Below are 21,430 nucleotides of genomic sequence, written 5' to 3'. Positions count from 1 at the left end.
TCACATCAGTTTGTCTCAGGCGTTCACGCGATCGATGCCAGACTGAACGTCAGCCAGCACGGAATCCCAGGACTTGATGAAGGCGGCGACACCGTCGGCCTCCAGCTTGTCGGTGACGTCCTTCAGGTTGATGCCGAGCTCAGCCAGCTTGTTGATGATGGCGTGAGACTCTTCGTAGGTGCCCTCGATGGACGGAGCGCCGTTGCCGTGATCGGCCAGAGCGTTCAGGGTCTTCTCCGGCATGGTGTTGACGATGTGCGGAGCAACCAGCTCGTCAACGTACTTGCAGTCAGAGTAAGCCGGGTTCTTGGTGCCGGTGGAGGCCCACAGCGGACGCTGAACCTTGGCGCCCTTGGCAGCCAGCTCGGCCCAACGCGGATCGGAGGCGAACTTCTTCTCGAACAGCTCGTAAGCCAGGCGAGCGTTGGCCACAGCAGCCTTGCCCTCCAGAGCCTTGGCCTCGTCGGAGCCGTTGGCTTCCAGCAGCTTGTCCACAGCGGTGTCCACGCGGGAGACGAAGAAGGAAGCGACGGAGCCGATGTGCTTCAGGTCGTGGCCGTTGGCGGCAGCCTGAGCGATGCCTTCGATGTAAGCGTCGATGACCTGCTCGTAACGCTCGAGAGAGAAGATTAGGGTGACGTTCACGGAGATGCCCTTAGCCAGGGTAGCGGTGATGGCTGGCAGGCCTTCGAGAGTTGCCGGGATCTTGATCATGGCGTTCGGACGGTTGACCTTCTCCCACAGCTCGACAGCCTGCTTCTCGGTGGCTTCGGTCTCGTGAGCCAGACGCGGGTCAACTTCGATGGAGACACGGCCGTCGACGAAGTCGGTCTTCTCGGCGATCTCACGGAAGATGTCGGTGGCGTTGCGCACGTCGGTGGTGGTGAGCTCGCGAACGGCGGTCTCAACGTCGACCTTGCCGAGCTCCTTGAGCTGAGCATCGTACGGGCCGACCTGGCTCAGGGCCTTCTGGAAGATGGACGGGTTGGTGGTAACGCCGACCACGTTCTTGTTGGCGATGAGGTCCTGCAGGGAGCCGGACTCGATGCGGGAGCGGGACAGATCGTCCAGCCAGATGGAAACGCCATTGTCAGACGTACGCTGAGTTGCTTCAGTCATATTTTTCTCCTTGTTATTGGTTCCCCTCCCTTAAGAGGGGAACCGAAATATTTATTTGTTCAAGCTATCGAGCTTGATATCAGGCGTTGGCCTCGGCGATGGAAGCCTCAGCAGCCTCGACCACGTGCTCGGCGGTGATGCCAAGGTCGATCATGTTCTGAGCGCCATCACCCTGCAGACCGAACTGCTCGATGGAGACAGGCTTGCCGTAGGAACCGAGGTACTTGTACCACGGCATGGCAACGCCGGCCTCGACGGAGACGCGGGCCTTGACGGAAGCCGGAAGCACGGCCTCCTTGTACTCGGCGTCCTGCTCCTCGAACCATTCCATGGACGGGAAGGAAACCACGCGGGCCTTGACACCCTTCTCGGCCAGGGTCTTGGCGGCGGCGACAGCCCACTGGACTTCGGAACCGGAAGCCATGATGATGACGTCCGGAGTGCCCTCGGTGTCGACGAGCACGTAAGCGCCCTTCTTGACGCCTTCCTTAGCCTTGGCGGCGGTCTCAGCCAGGACCGGCACACCCTGGCGGGTCAGCACCATGGCGCCCGGCAGCGTGTTCTTCTTCTCGAAGAAGTAACGGTAGGCTTCGGCGGTCTCGAAAGCATCGGCAGGGCGGATGACCTCGAGCTGCGGGATGGCGCGGAAGGAAGCGAGGTGCTCAACCGGCTGGTGGGTCGGACCATCTTCGCCGACGGCCACGGAATCGTGGGTCCAGACGTAGAGGTTCGGAATCTCCATGAGTGCGGCCAGACGGACGGCGGAACGCTCGTAGTCGGAGAACATGAAGAAGGTGCCGCCGAACGGACGGGTGTGAGAGCCCAGCAGGATGCCGTTGGTGATGCAGCCCATGGTGAACTCACGCACGCCGAAGTGCAGCTGACGGCCGAACTCGTTGCAGTTCGGCCACTGCTTGGTGGCGCACTCTGCAGGAGCGAAGGTGGCAGCGCCCTTCAGATCGGTCTTGTTGGAGCCACCGAGGTCGGCGGAGCCGCCCCAGAGTTCCGGCATGACAGCGGCGATGGCGTTCAGCACGGAGCCGGAAGCGCCACGGGTAGCGACGCCCTTGCCGACTTCGAAGGTGGCCTCAAGGTCATCGATGGCCTTGTCGAAGCCCTCCGGCAGCTCGCCGGCCTTGATGCGGTCGTACAGGGCAGCCTTGTCCGGGTTGGCTTTACGCCAAGCGTCGAACTTCTCATCCCATGCCTTGTGAGCCTCGAGACCACGCTCGGCAACCTTGCGAGCGTGAGCCAGAGCCTCTTCGTCGACGTGGAAGGACTCTTCCGGATCGTAGCCGAGGACCTTCTTCAGGCCGGCAACGGCTTCGGCACCGAGCTTGGAGCCGTGGGAAGACGGATCGTTGGTCTTGCCCGGGGTCGGCCATGCAATCAGGGAGTGAACCTTGATGAGCTTCGGCTGGTCCGGAGCGGCGGCCTCAGCCTTGGCGATCACGTCAGCCAGACCTTCGATGTCTTCCTTGTAGGAGCCGTCAGGCTGGATGAAGCTGAACTCATCGGTGTACCAGCCATAGGCCTGGAAGCGCTTGAGCACATCCTCGGCCAGCACCAGGTTGGTGTCGCCTTCGATCTGGATACGGTTGGCGTCGAAGATCACGGTCAGGTTGCCGAGCTTCTGGTTAGCAGCCAGAGCAGCGGCCTCGCCGGAAATACCTTCCTCGATGTCGCCTTCGCCGCAGATGGCCCAGATCTTGTGGTAGAACGGGGAATCTTCCTTCGGGGTCTCCGGATCGAGCAGACCACGCTGGAAACGCTCGCCGTAGGCGAAGCCGATGGCAGAGGCGAAGCCCTGGCCCAGCGGGCCGGTGGTCATTTCGATGCCCGGGGTCAGGCCGTACTCAGGGTGGCCCGGGGTGCGAGTGTCGGCGCCGCCACGGAAGTGCTTGAGATCATCCAGGGTCACGCCGTAGCCGGAGAAGTACAGCTGGACGTACTGGGTGAGGGAAGCATGACCGCCGGAAAGGATGAAGCGATCGCGGCCTTCCCAGTTGGGATCGTTAGGATCGTGCTTGATGAAGTGCTGGTACAGGGTGTAGGCGACAGGCGCCAGGGAGATGGGGGAACCGGGGTGGCCGGAACCAGCCTTCTCAACCGCGTCAGCCGAAAGGACCTTCGCCATTGCGATGGCGCGCTCGTCGAGCTCGGTCTCCTTGAATTCGGTCATGGATTTACTTTCCTTCCAATTGGTCGGGCCGCGTATCCGGCTTGTGCCGGGCGCTAGACGCCCTCACATTGCGGTTACCATGTTAACGTCGTAAGAAGACGTTTGTGGTGCATATTTGGCGTGTTTTGGTAAGTTGTGTTCTGTTAGCGTTCACAATTGACATTCCTTCGCTACCGACGAACGTATTAGCACTCGAAACCAATGAGTGCTAATACAATATGCATAAGGCCGTTTGTGGACTCTTCAAGGACATCCGAGCCGTGCAAGACACGCCGAACGCTGCAATAATGCCCAATCAGCGTGTCGCCAAGGAGCACACAGACCGAACACGGAATATACGCCGCATGAACATTAGGTGCATATATAAAGGAGGCGCGCATGACGCAATCAAGACGCATGCTGGTACTGCGCGCCGTGGTTGAAGACTACATTCGCTCGCAGGAGCCGGTCGGTTCCACATCGCTCACCAAAGACCACGATCTCGGTGTCAGCTCAGCCACCATTCGCAACGACATGGCGGCACTTGAAGATGAGGGCTATCTCATTCAGCCTCATACTTCAGCCGGACGAGTGCCCACGGAAAAGGGATACCGGTATTTCGTGGATCGTCTTGCCACCGTAGTTCCCCTTAACGAAGCCCAAAGACGCGGCATCAACAGCTTTCTGTCCGGATCGGTAAGCCTTAAGGACGCGTTGCAGCGTTCGGCCCGATTGCTTTCCGAAATCACCGGTCAGGTAGCTGTCGTCGCGTCCCCGTCGCTCGCCAAGGCAACGCTTCGCCACGTCGAAATGGTTCCGGTAGCCATGAACACGTTGCTCGCCGTAATCATCACCGACACAGGACGTGTCGCCCAACATGGTCTCGCCGTCGATGAGATGCCCGTCATCGACGAAGTCAATCATCTTTCCTCTGCCGTCAACGAACAGTGCGATGGATTATCACTGTCGAAAGCGGGGGAGAAAGTTCGTTCCATTGCGGACAGCACCGGTTACGAAGACGTACGGGAGGTGGCCAAAGCATTGGCTGACGCCTTTGAATCGATGGCGCTGGATGAACGAGCCAATGAACTGTATATGTCAGGCGCCTCATATCTGGCACATTCCCGTTCTCTGGCTGATCTCGCACCATTATTCGACGCACTCGAGGAACAAGTGGTGCTGATGAAATTGATGAGCAACCTTAGCGAGGAGTCCAACGCATCTGGCGTGGGAGTCGCTATCGGGTCGGAAAGCCATACGCCGGGCCTGCTGCACGCCTCAGTGGTCAGCAGTGGTTACGGTCGCAGCACCAATGCCTCTTCCCGTCATGACACCCCTACGCAAGAGGAAGGCTCCGTCACCGGCGGCACCAGCAACGATCCGGTCGCATTCGTCGGTTCCATCGGCCCGACCCACATGGATTATGCGGCGACCATGGCTGCGGTCAAGGCCGTCGCCAGATATCTCACCGCATTCATCTCGAAGAGCGGTCCGGAAAGCTAGGTTCGCCAGCCCAAAGCGATCAGCAACCTCAGACTGACCGAGGGCTGTGGCACAATAACCCGCAGACTCAACGAACACAAAAGGAATCATCAGTGGCAGATTATTACGAGACCCTAGGCGTTGACCGTAACGCGAGCGATACGGAGATCAAGAAGGCATACCGTAAGCTCAGCCGTAAATACCACCCCGACATCGCCGGTCCGGAATTCGAAGATAAGTTCAAGGAAGTCAACAACGCATACGAAGTGCTATCCAATCCGGATAAGCGCCGCATGTACGATTCCGGCGTGGATCCCAACGATCCGAACGCAGGTGCCGGTGGTTTCTCCGGCGGCTTCGGCGATATGAACGACGTATTCTCAACGTTCTTCGGATCCGCCTTCGGCGGTGGCGCGCAGGGCCCGGTGCCGCGTACTCAACCTGGTCGTGACGCCCTGGCCTCCGCCTCCATCGACTTGAAGACCGCGGTCTTCGGTGGCACAGCTCATGTGAAGATCAACACGTTCTCGCTGTGCCAGGAATGTGGCGGGTCCGGCGCACAGGGCGGATCTCAGCCGGTAACTTGCCCGGATTGCCATGGCCAAGGGTTCATGCAGAAAGTGGTTCGTACCATGCTCGGCCAGATGATGACTTCCGCGCCTTGCGAACGTTGCGAAGGCCACGGAACCATCATCAATAATCCTTGTCCAAGCTGCATGGGGCATGGGCGCGTGCGCACGACGCGTAATGTCGGCGTCACCGTACCGGCCGGCATCAAGGACAACGCGCGTTTGCGTCTTGCCAATCAGGGCGAAGTTGGCGAGGGCGGCGGCGCTGCCGGTGACCTGTACATTGATATTCGCATCCGTGCAGACAAGCAGTTCACCCGCGATGGTGATAATCTGCATTGCTGGATTCAGGTGCCAATGAGCTGGGCCGTGCTCGGCCATGATCTGGATATCGACACGTTCGACGGCAAGAAGACCGTGAGCATTCCCGCTGGCTGCCAGCCGGAAGACACCGTAACGTTGAAGGGCCTCGGCGTCACCAACATCCGCAACAACGATGAACGCGGCGATCTCATCGCGCATGTGAATGTGCTCATCCCCACGAAACTGGATGACAATGAGCGTAGCCTCATCGAGCAATTCGCCGCCTCGCATGACACCGGTGCTACCCATGTATCTCAGGCATCCCGCCCGCAGGCCGGGCAGAAGAAAGCCGGATTTTTCAGCAAATTGAAGGACGCGCTGAGCTGAGCACACACGCAAAAAGAGGTGTGGGTTGTCTTGCCGATGAAGACAACCCACACCTTTTTTTACTATTAGTTATTGCGTATTAATGAATCAAATTCAGCCGAGCAACGAGCGGCACATCGAACGGTATTCGCTCACGTAACCGCCGCCAAAGAACACGCAATGGCCGGCGATGGGGTAGAGCTGCCACAAGGTTAGGCGCTCCTGCCACCCGGCCTTCAGCGGATGCACCGACTGATAGCCTTCGGTGATTTGCGTCAGGTAGCTCATGCCGAACAGATGCAACATGGCCAAATCTTCTTCACGATGGCCACCATGTGCGGCCGGATCAATCAGAACGGCTTCACTGTGACCGGAATCAGCCGTCCACATCACATTGCCGCTCCACAAATCGCCATGAATTCGAGCCGGCTTATCGTCGGCGGCGCGGCCCATCAGATCGGGAAGCGCTTCAATCACATGCTCAGTCAGGTCCACGTCGCGCTGGTCAAGTTCGCCACGCTTCACACCGAGCTCCACCATCGGGCGCAACCGCCCTTCGGCGAAATAACTAATCGGATCGTTCCATGTACCGGTGTCCATCTTCACCGGATCTTGCAATGGGCCAAAATAGCAAGTGCCGTCATACCCATCCGGCGCGGAGCCGAAATATTCGGCACCGGCGTCATGCATTCGAGCCAGAGCGGCACCAAAATCGTATGCGGCCTTCGCCGTGGGGGAGGAGCTGCTCACCCGCTCGATGTCCAGATAATCCTTACCCCAGCCGTATACCTTGACCACGCGCGGGCCGCCTTGCGCGTGTGCTGCACCGAGCCATTGCAGGCCCTTGCCTTCGCATTCGAAGAAACCTTGAGGCGCAAACGCCCTGCTTTTACGATACGTCGCCATTGTTGTTCCCTTCCTCGTAACTGGTACCGTATGTATTGTAAAAGCCAAGTATGTCAGCAATTCTTAGTGTCGTTCTACACCCCATTAGGTAGTGTGTTCATCGTCATAACTACGAGATAGGTAAGCAATTAAGAGGGGTTATGAATTTCTTCCAAGCCATTGTTCTTGGCATTATTCAGGCGCTGACCGAGTATCTGCCGGTGTCCTCCAGCGCGCATATACGTATTTTCGGTGATTTGATGCTGGGCTCCGATCCGGGTGCCGCATTCACCGCTATCATTCAAATCGGCACTGAACTTGCCGTCATCCTGTATTTCCGTCACGATATCATCAACATTCTGACTCATTGGTTCTCCTGCTTGTTCGGCAAGAACGGCAAGGATTTCAAATCCCGCATGGGCCGTGGCGATTACTACGCCACGATGGGCTGGAATGTTATCGTCGGTTCGATTCCGATTGTCATTCTGGGCTTCACCTTGCAGAATGTGATTGAGACTACGCTGCGTAATCTGTGGATTACCGTGACCGTGCTGTTCCTGTTCGGTATTCTGCTGTGGCTTGTGGATGCGCGAGCTCGTCAGTCCAAGACCATGGCTGATATGACGTATCGCGACGCCTTCCTGTTCGGTCTTGGCCAGTCCCTGGCTCTGATTCCTGGCGTTTCCCGCTCCGGCGGCACGATTACCGTTGGGCGTGCGCTCGGTTATGAGCGTGAGGCCGCCGTCCGTTTGAGCTTCCTGATGGCCATTCCTGCAGTGTTCGGCTCCGGCCTGCTGGAAGCCGTTAAGGCCGTAAAGAACTATAAGACCGATGCAATGTTCCCCGGTTGGGGTCCGACAATCGTAGCTACCATCGTCTGCTTCATCCTCGGCTACATCGTCATCATCGGCTTCCTGAAGTTCGTCTCCACCTTCTCCTACAAGGCCTTCGCCATCTACCGCATCGGCCTTGCCGTGGTGGTCGCCATCCTACTGCTGATGGGTATCTTGCCGGCTATCGATCCGTCCGTCGCTGCTGCGGCCTAGCTCGCGTAATCCCATACGCAATTCAACAGAACAAGAGTGGGGTACCTGCCTTTTGCCATGGCAGGTACCCCACTCTTATATCCGGAAGCACATAGCTGCTGCAGATAATCGTGTCCGCATCATTCGCCCATTTGCCTTAGATAATCTTCCGCTTCCCTGACCAATTGTTCGGCCTGCGGCGCTCCCAGTGATGCTTCCTCGTCAGCCTTTTTCTTCAAATCGTATTCATGTTCTAGATGACTTACGTAATCGCCCAGCTGATCATTGCATCTGACCAGAACCGACGCCTGCGCTTTCCACTGTTCGGCTTTGGACTGCAAGTCGCCGGTGTCAAAGGTGTATCCGATGTGTTTGCCAAGTGCATGAAGAAGTCGTATGGTGCCTGCAGCGCACTCATCACTGCCAAGGTATTGAGGAATGGAAACCCACATGGAAGCATGGGCGAATCCCTGATCCGCGGCGGCCACATCCAGAACGGTGGGAATACCCACAGGACCGTTATACTCACGATCGCCTTCGCATTGGCATTTACTATCGCTGATCGACAAGGGCAATGGTCTGGTGTGCGGGCAATCAGAGAACATCGACCCCATGGTGATGATTTGATTCACATCGAGTTCCTCGGCAATCGCCAAACTCTCATTGCAATATTGACGCCACCGATAGTTGGGCTCCGGAGCAATTTGCGCATAAAGATGGTACTGCGGCGACAAGGCGATGTCATAAAACGTGGTCTGAGGCCAGATGAGGTTTGCATAACCGGCGGCATGGCACATCATAGGACGAGCCACTTGATAGTCGTAATACCCATCGCAGCTGATATGACGGATCTCTCGGGACTCATATCGGCCTACAAGATAGCGAATAACGTTGGTAGCGGCTTGGCATGCGTCGTTCCATCCTTCGAACGCGGCAATGAGCACCGGGTTCGACATCTGCGCTTCTTCACTCATGCCTCTAGAGTAACGTGCCGAAGTCGCGTTGCATGCGTGCTTTAGCCATCAGCGAGCAAGCCCCGCAGCAAGGCGACACGCCGTGATTGGACGAACTACATGCATGTGAGTATAGTAATCACTCGTGCTTCGGCAGGGAACACTGCAGAGAGCATTGCGGACATAGCTTAGTTGGTAAAGCGCAACCTTGCCAAGGTTGAGACCGCGGGTTCGAGTCCCGTTGTCCGCTCTAGGTCCGATGAGTTGACAGACCTTACGGTGGGTTAGCCAAGCGGTTAGGCAGCGGCCTGCAAAGCCGTATAGACGAGTTCGACTCTCGTACCCACCTCGGACGGCAGTAAAGAAATTTGCTGCCACCAAATGCAGGCCCGGGCGGTTGGCGCAGTGGTAGCGCACTTCCCTGACACGGAAGGGGTCACAAGTTCGAATCTTGTATCGCCCACCACAGGTGAAGAGATTCATCTTGGAATAATTGAATACCGATTGATTCGGGCGATTGGCGCAGCGGCTAGCGCACTTCGTTCACACCGAAGGGGTCGTAGGTTCGATTCCTACATCGCCCACTGAATCTTGCTTCTCACGGCAGGATTCTTTGCGGACATAGCTTAGTTGGTAAAGCGCAACCTTGCCAAGGTTGAGACCGCGGGTTCGAGTCCCGTTGTCCGCTCCAGTTCAACAGCCTCGCTTCGGCGAGGTTTTCTTATATTCCGACACATGATTCGCTATTCGCAGCTGGTGGTTGTGCGTGTGCTCCGACCGTAGGCTTGGCCGAACGACCTTGAGTGTGCCGGAGCATATGCATCACAACCATCAGCGCCCAATCCCGTTAACGATAACAACGCGTCTGAGCTATTGTCTGATGCAGTGCCTATCGTGTCCACTGTTGATTAACCAGTCCAGGCCTGCACATTAGTACCGCGGGCCCCGATAGAAAAGGACAAATCATGGCGCAAGCTACCATCTCCATAACAGTCAACGGCGAAGCGAAGGAGGTGGAAGCAACCACCACTGGCGTAGAGCTGTTCGCGGAAGACAAGAACATCATCGCAGTGAAGATCAACGGCGAGAATCGTGACCTCTACACTCCGCTGAACGACGGTGACTCCGTAATGCCGATCGCCCTCGATTCCGAAGACGGCCTTGCCATCATGCGTCACTCGGCCACCCACGTCATGGCCCAGGCCGTGCAGGAACTCTTCCCGAACGCCAAGCTCGGCGTTGGCCCGGTCATCAAGGACGGCTTCTACTACGACTTCCAGGTTGATAAGCCGTTCACGCCGGAAGATCTGAAGGAGATTGAGAAGCACATGCAGCGCATCGTCAAATCCTCCCAGTCCTTCCGCCGCCGCTCCGTGACCGAAGAGGAAGCACTGGCCGAGGAAGCTGACCAGCCGTTCAAGATCGAGCTCATCAAGGACAAGGAAGCTCATCTCGACCCGGCCGCAGCCACTGAGATTTCCGAAAAGGAACTGAGCTTCTACGACAACGTGGACCGTGACGGCAATGTGGTCTGGAAGGATCTGTGCCGCGGACCTCACCTGCCGAACACCCGTTACATCAAGGCATTCAAGATCGAGCGTTCCGCAGCCGCATACTGGCGTGGTTCCGAGAAGAACCCGACCATGCAGCGCATCTACGGCACCGCATGGGCCACGAAGGAAGATCTGAAGGCCTATCAGACCCGTCTGGAGGAGGCCGCCAAGCGCGACCACCGTAAGCTCGGTGCCGAGATGGATCTGTTCTCCTTCCCGGAGGAAATCGGCCCTGGTCTGGCCGTGTTCCATCCGAAGGGTGCCGCGGTAATCAACGCGATGGAGGATTACTCCCGTGAGATGCACCGCAAGTACCACTACAGCTTCGTGCAGACCCCGCACATCACCAAGGGCGGTCTGTACGAGACTTCCGGACACCTGCACTGGTACAAGGACGGCATGTACCCGCCGATGCACCTCGATGAGGAATACGACGCGGAAGGCAACGTGACCAAGCCGGGTGCCGACTACTACCTGAAGCCAATGAACTGCCCGATGCACAACCTGATCTTCAAGTCCCGCCAGCGTTCCTACCGTGAGCTGCCGCTGCGCCTCTTCGAGTTCGGCACTGTGTACCGCTATGAGAAGTCCGGCGAAGTGCATGGCCTGACCCGCGTGCGCGGCTTGACTCAGGACGATTCCCACATCTACTGCACCCGCGAGCAGATGAAGGACGAACTGACCAACCTCCTGACCTTCGTGCTCAAGGTGCTGCGCGACTTCGGTCTGTCCGACTTCTACCTGGAGCTTTCCACCAAGGATCCAGACAAGTACGTCGGCTCCGATGAAATCTGGGAGGAAGCCACCAACACCTTGCGTGAAGTCGCTGAGGCATCCCACCTCGACCTCGTGGCTGATCCGGGTGGCGCCGCCTTCTACGGCCCGAAGATCTCCGTGCAGGCCCGTGACGCCATCGGCCGCACCTGGCAGGTCTCGACCATCCAGCTCGACTTCAACCTGCCCGAGCGTTTCCAGCTCGAATACATCGCCAAGGATGGCACCCATCAGCGCCCTGTGATGATTCACCGCGCACTGTTCGGCTCCATCGAGCGCTTCTTCGCCGTGTTGCTCGAGCACTACGCAGGCGCGTTCCCGGCATGGCTGGCGCCGGTCCAGGTACTTGGCGTTCCGGTTGCCGACGAGTTCGCACCGCATCTGGCCGAGTTCGTCAAGTCGCTGGAAGAGGACATGGTCCGCTGCGAGATCGACTACTCTGACGATCGCTTCGGCAAGAAGATTCGCAACGCATCCAAGTCCAAGGTGCCGTTCATCCTCATCGTTGGTGAGGAAGACATGAACAACAACGCCGTGAGCTTCCGCTTCCGTGACGGTAGCCAGCTCAATGGTGTACCGGTTGACCAGGCCCGCGAACAGATTCTCACTGTGATCAAGAAGCGCGTTCAGGTCAACTCCGCCGACGACTTCAAGGCCGCCGTCGAGGACTAATCTCCTCAATCTCAATGCAGATGCATAAGGCCGGTAATCGGCTATGTCTGATTACCGGCCTACAATCATTCCGTTTGACATCATTCGTTTAATCGCTAGGAGCACCAATGTCAGGTCATTCCAAGTGGGCGACCACCAAGCACAAGAAGGCCGCTATCGACGCTAAGCGCGGCAAGCTCTTCGCCAAGCTCATCAAGAACATCGAAATCGCCGCCCGTCTCGGCGGTGGTGACCCGGACGGTAACCCGTCCCTGTACGACGCCATCTACAAGGCCAAGAAGGCCTCCATGCCGGCAGATAACATCGCCCGCGCCGTCAAGCGTGGTTCCGGTGCCGAAGACGGTGCCGCCAACTACGAGGACATCGTATACGAGGGCTACGCTCCCGCAGGCGTCGGCCTCATCATCGAGTGCCTGACCGATAACCGCAACCGTGCTGCCGCAGAAGTCCGTTCCACCCTGACCAAGGGCAACGGCTCTCTGGCCACCTCCGGTTCCGTGTCCTTCAACTTCGAGCGTAAGGGCCAGATCGTGGTTCCTTCCGAAGGCGTGGATTACGACAAGCTCTTCGAGACTGCCGCTGAGGCTGGTGCCGAAGATGTGACCGATGACGGCGAAGTCTACACCGTCATCACCGGCCCGTCCGATCTGTTCACCGTACGTAAGGCCCTGCAGGAGGCAGGCTTCGACTACGATTCCGCTGATCAGGTCATGCAGCCGAAGAACGAGGTGGAACTGAGCCTCGACGATGCTCGCAAGGTCTCCAAACTCATCGATAACCTCGATGATCTGGACGATGTGCAGAACATCTACTCCAACTGGACCGCTTCCGACGAGGTCATGGCCCAGCTTGATGAGGAGTAATCACCAGTGATTATTCTTGGCGTCGATCCCGGGCTTACACGCTGCGGGGTCGGCGTGATCGAAGCCGGCGAGCATCGCCGGCTTTCGTTTATTCACGTCGACGTTGTTCGATCTTCTCCGGACATCTCCCAAGATCTGCGTCTGTTAGCAATCTACAATGGATTGTCTGAAAAAATGGATCGTTTCGCCCCCGATAGCGTATCCATCGAACGTGTGTTTGCACAGTCCAACCGCAACACCGTACTCGGCACGGCACAAGCTGCGGGACTGGCCATGCTGGCAGCCGCGCAGCGCAATATCCCTGTTGCCTTGCATACACCGACCGAAGCGAAATTGGCAATCACCGGCAATGGACAGGCGCAGAAAATCCAAGTGGAGCGTATGGTCACACGTATCCTGAATCTCACGAAAATGCCCACTCCGGCCGACGCCGCCGATGCTCTGGCATTGGCCATATGTCATGCTCTGCGCCCAGCAGGCGCACTACAAGGCGGAGAACGGGAGCAACACTTGACTCCCGCACAACGGCAATGGGCCGAAGCCGCACAGCACACGGCACGTCGCCGTATGAACCACGACCGTGGTATGTAGTATACTTCGAACAGTTGTTCGATTATGTGATTGCGCATGCATTACTGCCATATGCATGCATGCCACGGCGTGAAGGGAGCATAAATGATTGGTATGCTAACCGGCCGAGTCGAGTCGGTGGAATCCGATAGCGCACTCATCGATGTTGGGGGAGTCGGGTACGAGGTTCGGATGTCGGTTTCCGATCTCGGCAGAATACACGTCGGCCAGGAAACCCGCGTGTATACCTATATGAATATTTCTCAGGACGCCGTAACGTTACATGGTTTTCTTGATAAGGACGCCAAGAGAACCTTCCTCCAACTCATCAAGGTATCCGGTATCGGGCCGAAGGTCGCGCAATCGTTACTGTCCACACTGACTCCGATCCAACTTGCACATGCCATTGCCGATAATGACGCGACAGCCCTTGCCAAGGCCCCGGGCCTCGGCAAGAAAGGTGCGCAGAAAATCATTCTGGAACTGAAAGGATCTATTGACCTGTCTCAAATCGAAGGAGCTAAGGCTCCTGAGGTCGCAACGCATCAGCCAGTGGACGCCGGTATGGAACAGGTTGTGGAAGGTCTGATCTCCCTGGGATGGCGTCAGCAGGATGCACAGCAGGCGGTGAAAGAAGCCATTGCCGACAACGACATCAATACACCGCTGGCCGCTGAGGACGTGCCACGAGTGCTACGCTTCGCCCTCGCGCTTATGGATAGGGGACGTTAATGAACGAATCACTGGATTTCGGCACGTCAAACACCGGTGCCAATGAGGAATCCCTGCGCATGGTTTCCTCGCAGCCGATCGGCAATGAGCCCGTCAGCGACGAAGAGCTGCGCCCACATGTTCTGGATGGTTTCATCGGCCAGCCTAGACTCAAAGCTCAGCTCCAGTTGTTCCTGGACGCCGCTCGCAAACGTGATGTTCCACCGGATCATATTCTGCTTGCGGGTCCTCCAGGACTCGGTAAAACCACGTTGGCCATGATTGTAGCCAACGAATTAGAGGTGCCGATTCGCGTTACTTCCGGGCCGGCTGTTCAGCATGCGGGGGACTTGGCCTCGATTCTGAGTTCTCTGGACACTGGAGAGGTCCTGTTCATCGACGAAATCCATCGTCTGCCAAGAGCCGCGGAAGAGTTGCTCTATATTGCCATGGAGGATTTCCGTGTGGACGTCATGGTCGGCAAGGGCCCGGGAGCAAGCTCCATTCCGCTCACTCTTCCTCGCTTTACCGTAATTGGTGCTACCACGCGCGAGGGCATGCTGCCCAGCCCGTTGAGAGCTCGTTTCGGCTTTACCGCCCATTTGGACTTCTATCCACATGAGGAGCTGGAGAAGCTGATCGAACGTTCAGCCAATGTGTTGGGCGTCAATTTGGATGAAGGCTCGGCACATGAATTGGCGTTACGCTCCCGTGGCACACCGCGTATCGCCAACCGGCTGCTGCGCCGCGTACGCGATTGGGCCATCGTCCATGACCTTATCGTGGTACGTCCGGCGGATGTAAAGGAAGCCTTGGCCTTGTATCAAATCGATTCGGAAGGTTTGGATCGTTTGGATATCGCCGTCTTGAATGCCATCGTGCGCAACTTCAATGGAGGGCCAGTAGGACTTAACAATCTTGCCGCTATGGTAGGCGAGGAATCGGAGACAGTGGAGACGGTATGCGAACCGTATCTGGTGCGTGAAGGCTTCCTGATTCGAACGCCCAAGGGACGTGTGGCAACCGAAAAGGCATGGCAGCATCTGGGTCTCACTCCCAGCGATGATGTCAGCAAGCTCTTCTAGACTTTTGCCTGTTTGCACAATCCGGCTATATGTCAATAGATGTCTTAGCCGTTGTTCTAAAGGAGTTTTCCGTGAATTCTTCATACGCAATGCTTATCGTCATGATCGTGGTCATCGGTGGCATGATGTGGTGGCAGTCCAAGAAGGCCAAGCAGCAGCAGGCCGAGAAGCAGGACTTCCGTCGTAACCTGAAGCCGGGCACTGAGGTCATCACCATTGGTCAGGTCATCGGTAAGGTCGTGGAAGTCGACGAGCAGTACGAGGAGATCGTCATCGACTCCGAAGGCTCCAAGCTTCGTTTCGGTTTCAATGCCATTGCCCGCGAATATGTTCGCCCCGCGTACGTCTCCGATGACGAGGTTGACGAGAACGGCAACCCGCTGCAGCAGGAGGATTCCAACGAGGCTCCCGCCAATGACGAGGCCGGACAGGAGCCGATCGACACCACCGTTGTCGAAGGCGATTCCCAGTCCGATGCCACAGAAGGCAACAACAACGAAACTGAGACCAAGTAGGGTTTTCCTAGGTAGAGCAGTCATCCGTTACTAACTGATAAAGGCGAGCAACATGGCACAGTCGGATATCACAATCGAAGCACTCAACATCGTAGGCAAGGAAGATGCCGAATATCTGGTCTCCCTCGTTCGTTCCGTACCGGGATTCCCGAAAGAAGGTATTATCTTCCGTGATTTCATGCCGGTGATTGCCGATCCGCGCGGTCTTAAAATCCTGCTCAAGGCGCTTGAGGAAGCGCTGCCAGTGAAGCCGGATGAATTCGATGCCATCGCCGGACTTGAGTCCCGAGGCTTCTTGTTCGGACCATCCCTTGCCGAACACTTCAACAAGGGGTTCATTGCCGTCCGCAAGGCGGGCAAGCTTCCGCCGGAGACCATCGGCGAGTCGTATGACCTCGAGTACGGCACGGCAAGCGTTGAGATCGAGACCAGCGCGATTCATGAGGGTGAACGTGTATTGGTCGTCGACGATCTTATCGCCACCGGCGGCACCGCCAAAGCCGCGGCCGATCTCATCGAGAAGGCCGGAGGCAAGGTCGCAGGATTCAGCTTCGTGATGAAGCTCAATGGCTTGGATGGTCTTGACAAATTGGGCGATGTGCCAGTGAGCTCGCTTATTTCGATGCCAGCCTGATTGTCTCACCAGTTAATCGCCGCTTTATGAGGTCCGGCATGTAACATGTACAGTTACATGCCGGATTATTCATTTCATTAGGGAAGGATCCATGGACCTTTACGAATACCAGGCGCGAGAGTTGCTTGAGGAACAGGACATCCCCACTCCGGGTGCCATTTTCGCCCAGAACTCCCATGAAGTCGCCGAAGCCGCCGATAAAATCGGTTACCCATGCGTTATCAAGGCACAGGTAAAAATCGGACATCGTGGTCAGGCGGGCGGTGTGAAAATCGCTCACAATCGCGATGAGGCCATTCTTGAATCGGAGAGCATCCTTCCGATGACCATCCATGGTCACAAGGTGTCCGGTGTGCTGGTGGCTGAAGCCAAGAACATCCTGCACGAATACTACGTGTCCATTTCCGTGGATCGCACTTCCCGTGATTTTGATGTACTCGCCACCGCCAACGGTGGCACCGAGGTTGAGGAAATCGCCAAAGAGCACCCGGAATCGGTCAAGCGCCTGCACATTGAAGCACTGGGCGACTTCGACCTTGAGGCCGCGACCAAGATGGCCGAAAGCATCGGTTTCTATCATGCTGACGTCGATCAGGCCGCTCAGATTCTGCTGAAGATGTGGCGCTGCTTCAAGGAGAACGACGCCACGCTGGTGGAGATCAACCCGTTGGCCAAGATCGGTGACCCGGATGACGAATCCACCAAGCAACTTTGCGCACTTGACGCAAAAATCTCCTTGGATGACAATGCCGCATTCCGCCATGATGGATGGACACGTTTCGTCGACCCGATCATCCCCGATCCGTTCGAGCAGAAAGCTCGTGAGCATGGACTGCATTATGTGCACCTGCACGGCGAAGTAGGCGTCATCGGCAATGGCGCAGGCCTTGTCATGAGCTCGCTCGACGCCGTATCGGGCGCAGGCGAGGAGCAGGGAACCGGCATCAAACCGGCAAACTTCCTGGACATCGGTGGCGGTGCTTCCGCCGCGGTCATGGCCCAAAGCCTCGAAATCGTGCTTTCCGATCCGCAGGTCGAATCGGTATTCATCAATGTCTATGGTGGCATCACCTCCTGCGTGGAGGTGGCCAACGGCATTCTCGAAGCCGTCAAGACACTGGGCAGTTCCAAGCCAATCGTCGTACGTTTCGATGGCAATGCGGCAGCCGAAGGCCTGCATATTCTCGCCGAGGCCGCCAATCCGACCATTCATGTGTCTGAAACCATGGAAGGCGCAGCTCAGAAGGCTGCCCAACTTGCCGCTGAGGCCACTCAGTCCAAGGAGATTCGCTGATGTTGTTTGTTGAAGACGGAGCACCCGTCATCGTTCAGGGCATAACCGGTCATCAGGGCATGACTCACACCGCCCGTATGCTCAAGGCCGGCACCAACATCGTCGGTGGTGTCAACCCACGTAAGGCAGGCACGGCTGTGACCTTTGCAGCCGCCCGCAATGGCGAAGACGTGGACATACCGGTGTATGCCACCTGCGGTGAGGCACGTGAGGCCACTGGCGCACAGGCCAGTGTAGTGTTCGTACCTCCGCGTTTTGCCAAGAACGCGATTGTGGAAGCCGTGGAAGCCGGCATCAAGCTCATCGTTGTAATCACTGAGGGTATTCCGGTAGCGGATTCCGCATACTTCGTCGAGCTGGCCCTGGAGAGGGGCGTGCGTATCATCGGCCCGAATTGCCCGGGACTGGTCACATTGGGAGACCCCGGCGTCAATCTCGGCATTATCCCGGACGGCATCGTGGGACGTGGCCCTCTGGGTCTGGTGTCGAAGTCCGGCACCTTGACCTACCAACTGATGGGTGAGCTTTCCGACATCGGATTCACGGCGTGCCTTGGTGCTGGTGGCGATCCAATCGTCGGCACCACCCTGCTTGAGGCATTGGAGGCTTTCGAGGCCGATCCCAACACCAAGGCCGTCATGATGATCGGTGAAATCGGCGGCTTCGCCGAGCAGGAGGCAGCTGCATGGGCCAAAGAGCATATGACCAAGCCCGTTGTTGCCTATATCGCAGGTTTCACTGCTCCTGAAGGTAAGCAGATGGGCCATGCCGGTGCCATTGTCTCCGGCGGCAAGGGCACTGCCCAGGACAAGAAGGACGCTCTTGAAGCAGCGGGAATCCCTGTAGGTAAAACTCCTGGCCAAGCTGCGCAAATCATGCGTGATTTGCTTGCTAAGGCCAATATCATCTGATCGCCTGTAGAACGGTCTTTATGAAAACAGTGATACGCCAATGGGTGCGGGGGATAGTTGTCGCTCTCGCATCCATGGCTGTGTATGCCATTGCAATCGGATGTTACATAGCCTTGATGCTGCTCGTCATCTCCATGGAAGAAGGCGGTGACAATCTCACGGGCAGCACGGTAACGCTTACGCAGGCGATAGTGCTGCTAAGCGAAGGTTCCGGTTTCGAGACCGATGCCGTAACGCTTACCATTATTCCCCTGCTTCTTACCGTTTTGCTGATCTGGCTTATTGAGGCCTTGATCATCAGGCTGAAGGCTCTTTCCATCCATGCGGGAGCGGCCGGTTTAGTTACTTGGCTAATCATCAACGAGTCGTTCAGACGCTCGATAGGCGGGGGATTGGTTGACCCGCAATGGCTGGTCCTGCTCAAAGCCGCACTCATCTTTGCTCTAGGCTACGGTCTTGCAGTACTGATTCACTCCGACTTCTTGAAGTCGATGAATATGAAAGCGCGGGAACTGTTCTCCACGCAAGCCGTTCGTTCACTCACCTTAGGTGGCATTATCGGTGCCATCGTGTCGGCATTGTATCTTGTTGCCGGATTCATCACGGTCATCATCTGGATAGTGCTTAACAACGCGGCAGTGGTGTCCATATTCAATATGTCGGGCATGGAGATGGGATCACGAATCCTCACCACCACAGCCATGCTGATATGGTTGCCGAACGTAATGATCTGGGCCATATCCTGGCTGTTCGGCGCAGGGTTCGCCATCGGGGAACTCGCCAACTTCACGCTATGGGTGGGTCAGTCCAATTCACTGCCCGCGGTACCGGCGTTCGGCATTCTTCCCGAACCGGTAACCAGCGAAATGTGGCGTACCGTTGCCATGTACACCCCGTTCGCAGTCGCTCTTCTCGTCGGTCTTCTTGTGCTTTTCCTGCCTCAGGGACTCCAGTACCGACCGATGAAAGTGCGCGATGCACGTATGCGCGCCTCAGTGGTGCTGGATTTGGTCTATCCCGCGGTCTCGTTCTGCATAGGCGCCGTACTCGTATCCTTGGGCTTCACACTGCTGTTCGCGCTATCGAACGGTTCATTGGGCAAGCATCGTCTTGCCGATGTAGGCGTGAATGTCATGGTCTCCACCAGGGCCGTCGGCCACCCAACGGCATTAGGACTCGCAACGGCATGGCTTGTCGCGTTGATTGGCACAGCACTCGTTTTTTCGATATTCTGGATAGTTGGAAAAACCAAGTCTTCCAACGTCACCGTTCCTTCGGCTTCAAGTGCCAGCACCAAGCCGAAATCAGACGTGTCACAACCCCAAGAATCCAAGGAGGAACAAGGATGACAAACACGAACAGGCCGATACGACGGGCACTGGTTTCCGTTTTCCACAAGGAGGGAATCGAAGTACTCGCCGACGCGTTCGTGAAGGCAGGTACCGAAGTCGTATCCACTGGATCAACCGCAAAGAAGCTCGCCGAGCTGGGCGTCAAGGTTACTGAGGTGTCTGATGTCACCGGTTTCCCCGAATGCCTGGACGGTCGTGTCAAGACGCTGCATCCTTATATTCACGCCGGTATCCTCGCCGATATGACCAATCCGGAGCATGCCAGGCAGCTTGAGGAATTTGGCATCAAGCCGTTCGATTTGGTCGTCGTGAACCTGTATCCGTTCGCCGACACCGTTCGTTCCGGCGCCAATGAGGCCGACACCATCGAAAAAATCGACATCGGCGGCCCGTCCATGGTGCGTGGCGCAGCAAAGAACCATGCGACCGTCGCCATTGTGACCGATCCTGCCGATTATGCATTGGTCGCCGCCCGAGTGGCAGACGGCACCGGATTCTCTCTGGAAGAACGCAAGTGGCTTGCGGCCAAGGCTTTCGCTCACACCGCTGCCTACGACGCAACAATCAATGAATGGACCTCCAAGCACTGGACGAAGCCAGCTTCCCTGGAATCCGTTGAAGTGGATAAGGATGATCAGGGTACTGAAGTCAACTCCCAGAAGTTCCCGGCACAATACACCCGCACCTGGGATCGTGCTCACACCCTTCGCTACGGTGAGAACTCCCATCAGCAAGCTGCCTTGTATGTTGACCCGCTGAATCAGACCGGCTTCGCGCATGCCGAGCAGCTTGGCGGCAAGCCGATGAGCTACAACAACTATGTGGATGCCGATGCCGCATGGCGTACCGTGTGGGATATGGCTCCTGCCATCGCTGTTGCCGTGGTCAAGCACAACAATCCATGCGGCCTGGCCATCGGCGCCACTGCGGCCGAAGCGCACAAGAAAGCTCACGCTTGCGATCCGATGAGTGCTTACGGCGGCGTGATTGCCTGCAACTCCAAGGTGACGCTTGAAATGGCCGAGAGCGTACGACCGATTTTCACCGAGGTCATCGTGGCTCCTGACTATGACGCCGATGCTCTGGAACTGCTGCAGACCAAAAAGAAGAACCTGCGTATTCTGAAGGTTGCCGAGCCGCCGAAGGGCCACGAATCTGTGCGTCAGATCGATGGCGGCTTGTTGGTTCAGGACACTGATCTGATCAATGCCACCGGTGACGATCCCGATGCTTGGAAGCTGGTTTCCGGCGAAGCTGCTGATGCCGATACCCTGAAGGATTTGGTGTTTGCTTGGCGCGCCATCCGCTGCGTGAAGTCCAACGCCATTCTGCTGGCTCACGATCAGGCGACCGTGGGCATCGGTATGGGCCAGGTCAACCGTGTGGATTCCTGCCATCTAGCGGTCGAGCGCGCCAATACGCTGGCCGATGGTGCTGATCGTGCCACTGGTTCCGTTGCCGCATCCGATGCGTTCTTCCCGTTCGCCGATGGTGCGCAGGTGCTCATCGACGCAGGCGTGAAGGCCATCGTACAGCCTGGTGGTTCGATCCGTGATGAAGAAGTCATCGAAGCCGCCAAGAAGGCTGGCGTGACCATGTATCTGACCGGTACCCGTCACTTCTTCCACTGATC

At 57.1% G+C, this 21,430-nt stretch carries 18 protein-coding genes and 5 tRNA genes; 19 read left to right on the top strand and 4 right to left on the bottom strand.

The features are described from left to right. Positions 1-15: 15 nt before the first annotated feature. Both tal and tkt read right to left on the bottom strand, forming a co-directional pair. Entirely contained in the window at positions 16-1,119 is a 1,104-nt protein-coding gene (gene tal, locus CSQ86_RS04890; RefSeq protein WP_100493989.1) for a transaldolase, read from the bottom strand. A 79-nt stretch (positions 1,120-1,198) separates the two neighbouring features. After that, positions 1,199-3,301 (bottom strand): transketolase, encoded by a 2,103-nt coding sequence (gene tkt, locus CSQ86_RS04885; RefSeq protein ID WP_100493988.1) that lies wholly within the window; start codon positions 3,299-3,301, stop codon positions 1,199-1,201. A 378-nt stretch (positions 3,302-3,679) separates the two neighbouring features. Here tkt and hrcA point away from each other — a divergent pair, with 378 nt between their 5' ends. Continuing rightward, positions 3,680-4,783 (top strand): heat-inducible transcriptional repressor HrcA, encoded by a 1,104-nt coding sequence (gene hrcA / locus CSQ86_RS04880; RefSeq protein ID WP_100493987.1) that lies wholly within the window; start codon positions 3,680-3,682, stop codon positions 4,781-4,783. A 92-nt stretch (positions 4,784-4,875) separates the two neighbouring features. Further along, complete coding sequence (dnaJ, locus tag CSQ86_RS04875) at positions 4,876-6,021, top strand: molecular chaperone DnaJ (RefSeq protein WP_100493986.1); 1,146 nt, start codon at positions 4,876-4,878, stop codon at positions 6,019-6,021. Positions 6,022-6,114: 93 nt separating this feature from the next. Here dnaJ and CSQ86_RS04870 read toward each other — a convergent pair whose 3' ends face one another. Beyond that, complete coding sequence (locus CSQ86_RS04870; RefSeq protein WP_100493985.1) at positions 6,115-6,906, bottom strand: fructosamine kinase family protein; 792 nt, start codon at positions 6,904-6,906, stop codon at positions 6,115-6,117. Positions 6,907-7,046: 140 nt separating this feature from the next. Between CSQ86_RS04870 and CSQ86_RS04865 the strand changes: the two genes are divergently transcribed. Next, positions 7,047-7,931, top strand: coding sequence for an undecaprenyl-diphosphate phosphatase (locus CSQ86_RS04865; protein WP_100493984.1), 885 nt, complete (start codon positions 7,047-7,049; stop codon positions 7,929-7,931). Between the two features lie 119 nt (positions 7,932-8,050). Here CSQ86_RS04865 and CSQ86_RS04860 read toward each other — a convergent pair whose 3' ends face one another. Then, entirely contained in the window at positions 8,051-8,884 is an 834-nt protein-coding gene (locus CSQ86_RS04860) for a PAC2 family protein (RefSeq protein ID WP_100493983.1), read from the bottom strand. A 156-nt stretch (positions 8,885-9,040) separates the two neighbouring features. On the opposite strand from CSQ86_RS04860, the gene CSQ86_RS04855 reads away from it, so the two are divergent. From CSQ86_RS04855 to purH, 16 genes are all read left to right on the top strand, one after another. Beyond that, positions 9,041-9,113 (top strand) — tRNA-Gly (locus tag CSQ86_RS04855). Between the two features lie 28 nt (positions 9,114-9,141). After that, a tRNA-Cys gene (locus tag CSQ86_RS04850) sits at positions 9,142-9,212 on the top strand. 42 nt (positions 9,213-9,254) lie between these two features. Further along, positions 9,255-9,329, top strand: a tRNA-Val gene (locus CSQ86_RS04845). Between the two features lie 45 nt (positions 9,330-9,374). After that, a tRNA-Val gene (locus tag CSQ86_RS04840) sits at positions 9,375-9,447 on the top strand. Positions 9,448-9,478: 31 nt separating this feature from the next. Further along, positions 9,479-9,554: transfer RNA gene (locus CSQ86_RS04835), tRNA-Gly, on the top strand. 274 nt (positions 9,555-9,828) lie between these two features. Then, positions 9,829-11,862 carry a threonine--tRNA ligase gene (thrS, locus tag CSQ86_RS04830; RefSeq protein WP_100493982.1) on the top strand — a complete coding sequence of 678 codons (2,034 nt, stop codon included), beginning with the start codon at positions 9,829-9,831 and terminating at the stop codon, positions 11,860-11,862. Positions 11,863-11,969: 107 nt separating this feature from the next. Further along, on the top strand, positions 11,970-12,725 hold the full coding sequence (locus CSQ86_RS04825; protein WP_100493981.1) for a YebC/PmpR family DNA-binding transcriptional regulator: 756 nt from the start codon (positions 11,970-11,972) through the stop codon (positions 12,723-12,725). A gap of 6 nt (positions 12,726-12,731) precedes the next feature. Continuing rightward, on the top strand, positions 12,732-13,316 hold the full coding sequence (gene ruvC, locus CSQ86_RS04820; protein ID WP_100493980.1) for a crossover junction endodeoxyribonuclease RuvC: 585 nt from the start codon (positions 12,732-12,734) through the stop codon (positions 13,314-13,316). A gap of 84 nt (positions 13,317-13,400) precedes the next feature. Continuing rightward, positions 13,401-14,027 (top strand): Holliday junction branch migration protein RuvA, encoded by a 627-nt coding sequence (gene ruvA / locus CSQ86_RS04815; RefSeq protein WP_100493979.1) that lies wholly within the window; start codon positions 13,401-13,403, stop codon positions 14,025-14,027. Next, positions 14,027-15,091: a Holliday junction branch migration DNA helicase RuvB gene (ruvB, locus tag CSQ86_RS04810; protein WP_100493978.1), complete on the top strand. Its 1,065-nt coding sequence runs from the start codon at positions 14,027-14,029 to the stop codon at positions 15,089-15,091. The genes ruvA and ruvB overlap by 1 nt, the downstream gene beginning before the upstream one ends. An 89-nt stretch (positions 15,092-15,180) precedes the next feature. Next, complete coding sequence (locus tag CSQ86_RS04805) at positions 15,181-15,606, top strand: preprotein translocase subunit YajC (RefSeq protein ID WP_100494267.1); 426 nt, start codon at positions 15,181-15,183, stop codon at positions 15,604-15,606. Between the two features lie 52 nt (positions 15,607-15,658). After that, positions 15,659-16,240, top strand: a complete 582-nt coding sequence (locus tag CSQ86_RS04800; protein WP_100493977.1) for an adenine phosphoribosyltransferase — start codon at positions 15,659-15,661, stop codon at positions 16,238-16,240. 76 nt (positions 16,241-16,316) lie between these two features. Then, on the top strand, positions 16,317-17,534 hold the full coding sequence (gene sucC, locus CSQ86_RS04795) for an ADP-forming succinate--CoA ligase subunit beta (protein WP_279324744.1): 1,218 nt from the start codon (positions 16,317-16,319) through the stop codon (positions 17,532-17,534). Beyond that, positions 17,534-18,445, top strand: a complete 912-nt coding sequence (gene sucD, locus CSQ86_RS04790; protein WP_100493975.1) for a succinate--CoA ligase subunit alpha — start codon at positions 17,534-17,536, stop codon at positions 18,443-18,445. The genes sucC and sucD overlap by 1 nt, the downstream gene beginning before the upstream one ends. Positions 18,446-18,561: 116 nt before the next feature. Next, complete coding sequence (locus CSQ86_RS04785) at positions 18,562-19,794, top strand: cell division protein PerM (protein ID WP_479855846.1); 1,233 nt, start codon at positions 18,562-18,564, stop codon at positions 19,792-19,794. Continuing rightward, entirely contained in the window at positions 19,791-21,428 is a 1,638-nt protein-coding gene (gene purH, locus CSQ86_RS04780) for a bifunctional phosphoribosylaminoimidazolecarboxamide formyltransferase/IMP cyclohydrolase (protein ID WP_240542344.1), read from the top strand. Before CSQ86_RS04785 ends, purH begins: the two co-directional genes overlap by 4 nt. Positions 21,429-21,430: the final 2 nt, after the last annotated feature.

Origin of the sequence: Bifidobacterium felsineum (assembly GCF_002802915.1) — a bacterium.
In the GTDB taxonomy this organism is placed as follows: domain Bacteria; phylum Actinomycetota; class Actinomycetes; order Actinomycetales; family Bifidobacteriaceae; genus Bifidobacterium; species Bifidobacterium felsineum.
Note: the sequence above shows the minus strand (reverse complement) of the source record. Positions and strands in the feature narration are given on the sequence as shown.

Bases quoted from the DNA above. Each gene is read 5' to 3' on its own strand.
- ruvB (WP_100493978.1), top strand. From the start codon at position 14,027: ATGAACGAATCACTGGATTTCGGCACGTCAAACACCGGTGCCAATGAG.
- CSQ86_RS04825 (WP_100493981.1), top strand. From the start codon at position 11,970: ATGTCAGGTCATTCCAAGTGGGCGACCACCAAGCACAAGAAGGCCGCT.
- CSQ86_RS04785 (WP_479855846.1), top strand. From the start codon at position 18,562: ATGCTGCTCGTCATCTCCATGGAAGAAGGCGGTGACAATCTCACGGGC.
- sucD (WP_100493975.1), top strand. From the start codon at position 17,534: ATGTTGTTTGTTGAAGACGGAGCACCCGTCATCGTTCAGGGCATAACC.
- CSQ86_RS04805 (WP_100494267.1), top strand. From the start codon at position 15,181: ATGCTTATCGTCATGATCGTGGTCATCGGTGGCATGATGTGGTGGCAG.
- tal (WP_100493989.1), bottom strand. From the start codon at position 1,119: ATGACTGAAGCAACTCAGCGTACGTCTGACAATGGCGTTTCCATCTGG.
- tkt (WP_100493988.1), bottom strand. From the start codon at position 3,301: ATGACCGAATTCAAGGAGACCGAGCTCGACGAGCGCGCCATCGCAATG.
- CSQ86_RS04865 (WP_100493984.1), top strand. From the start codon at position 7,047: ATGAATTTCTTCCAAGCCATTGTTCTTGGCATTATTCAGGCGCTGACC.
- CSQ86_RS04860 (WP_100493983.1), bottom strand. From the start codon at position 8,884: ATGAGTGAAGAAGCGCAGATGTCGAACCCGGTGCTCATTGCCGCGTTC.
- CSQ86_RS04800 (WP_100493977.1), top strand. From the start codon at position 15,659: ATGGCACAGTCGGATATCACAATCGAAGCACTCAACATCGTAGGCAAG.
- CSQ86_RS04870 (WP_100493985.1), bottom strand. From the start codon at position 6,906: ATGGCGACGTATCGTAAAAGCAGGGCGTTTGCGCCTCAAGGTTTCTTC.
- thrS (WP_100493982.1), top strand. From the start codon at position 9,829: ATGGCGCAAGCTACCATCTCCATAACAGTCAACGGCGAAGCGAAGGAG.
- ruvA (WP_100493979.1), top strand. From the start codon at position 13,401: ATGATTGGTATGCTAACCGGCCGAGTCGAGTCGGTGGAATCCGATAGC.
- hrcA (WP_100493987.1), top strand. From the start codon at position 3,680: ATGACGCAATCAAGACGCATGCTGGTACTGCGCGCCGTGGTTGAAGAC.
- purH (WP_240542344.1), top strand. From the start codon at position 19,791: ATGACAAACACGAACAGGCCGATACGACGGGCACTGGTTTCCGTTTTC.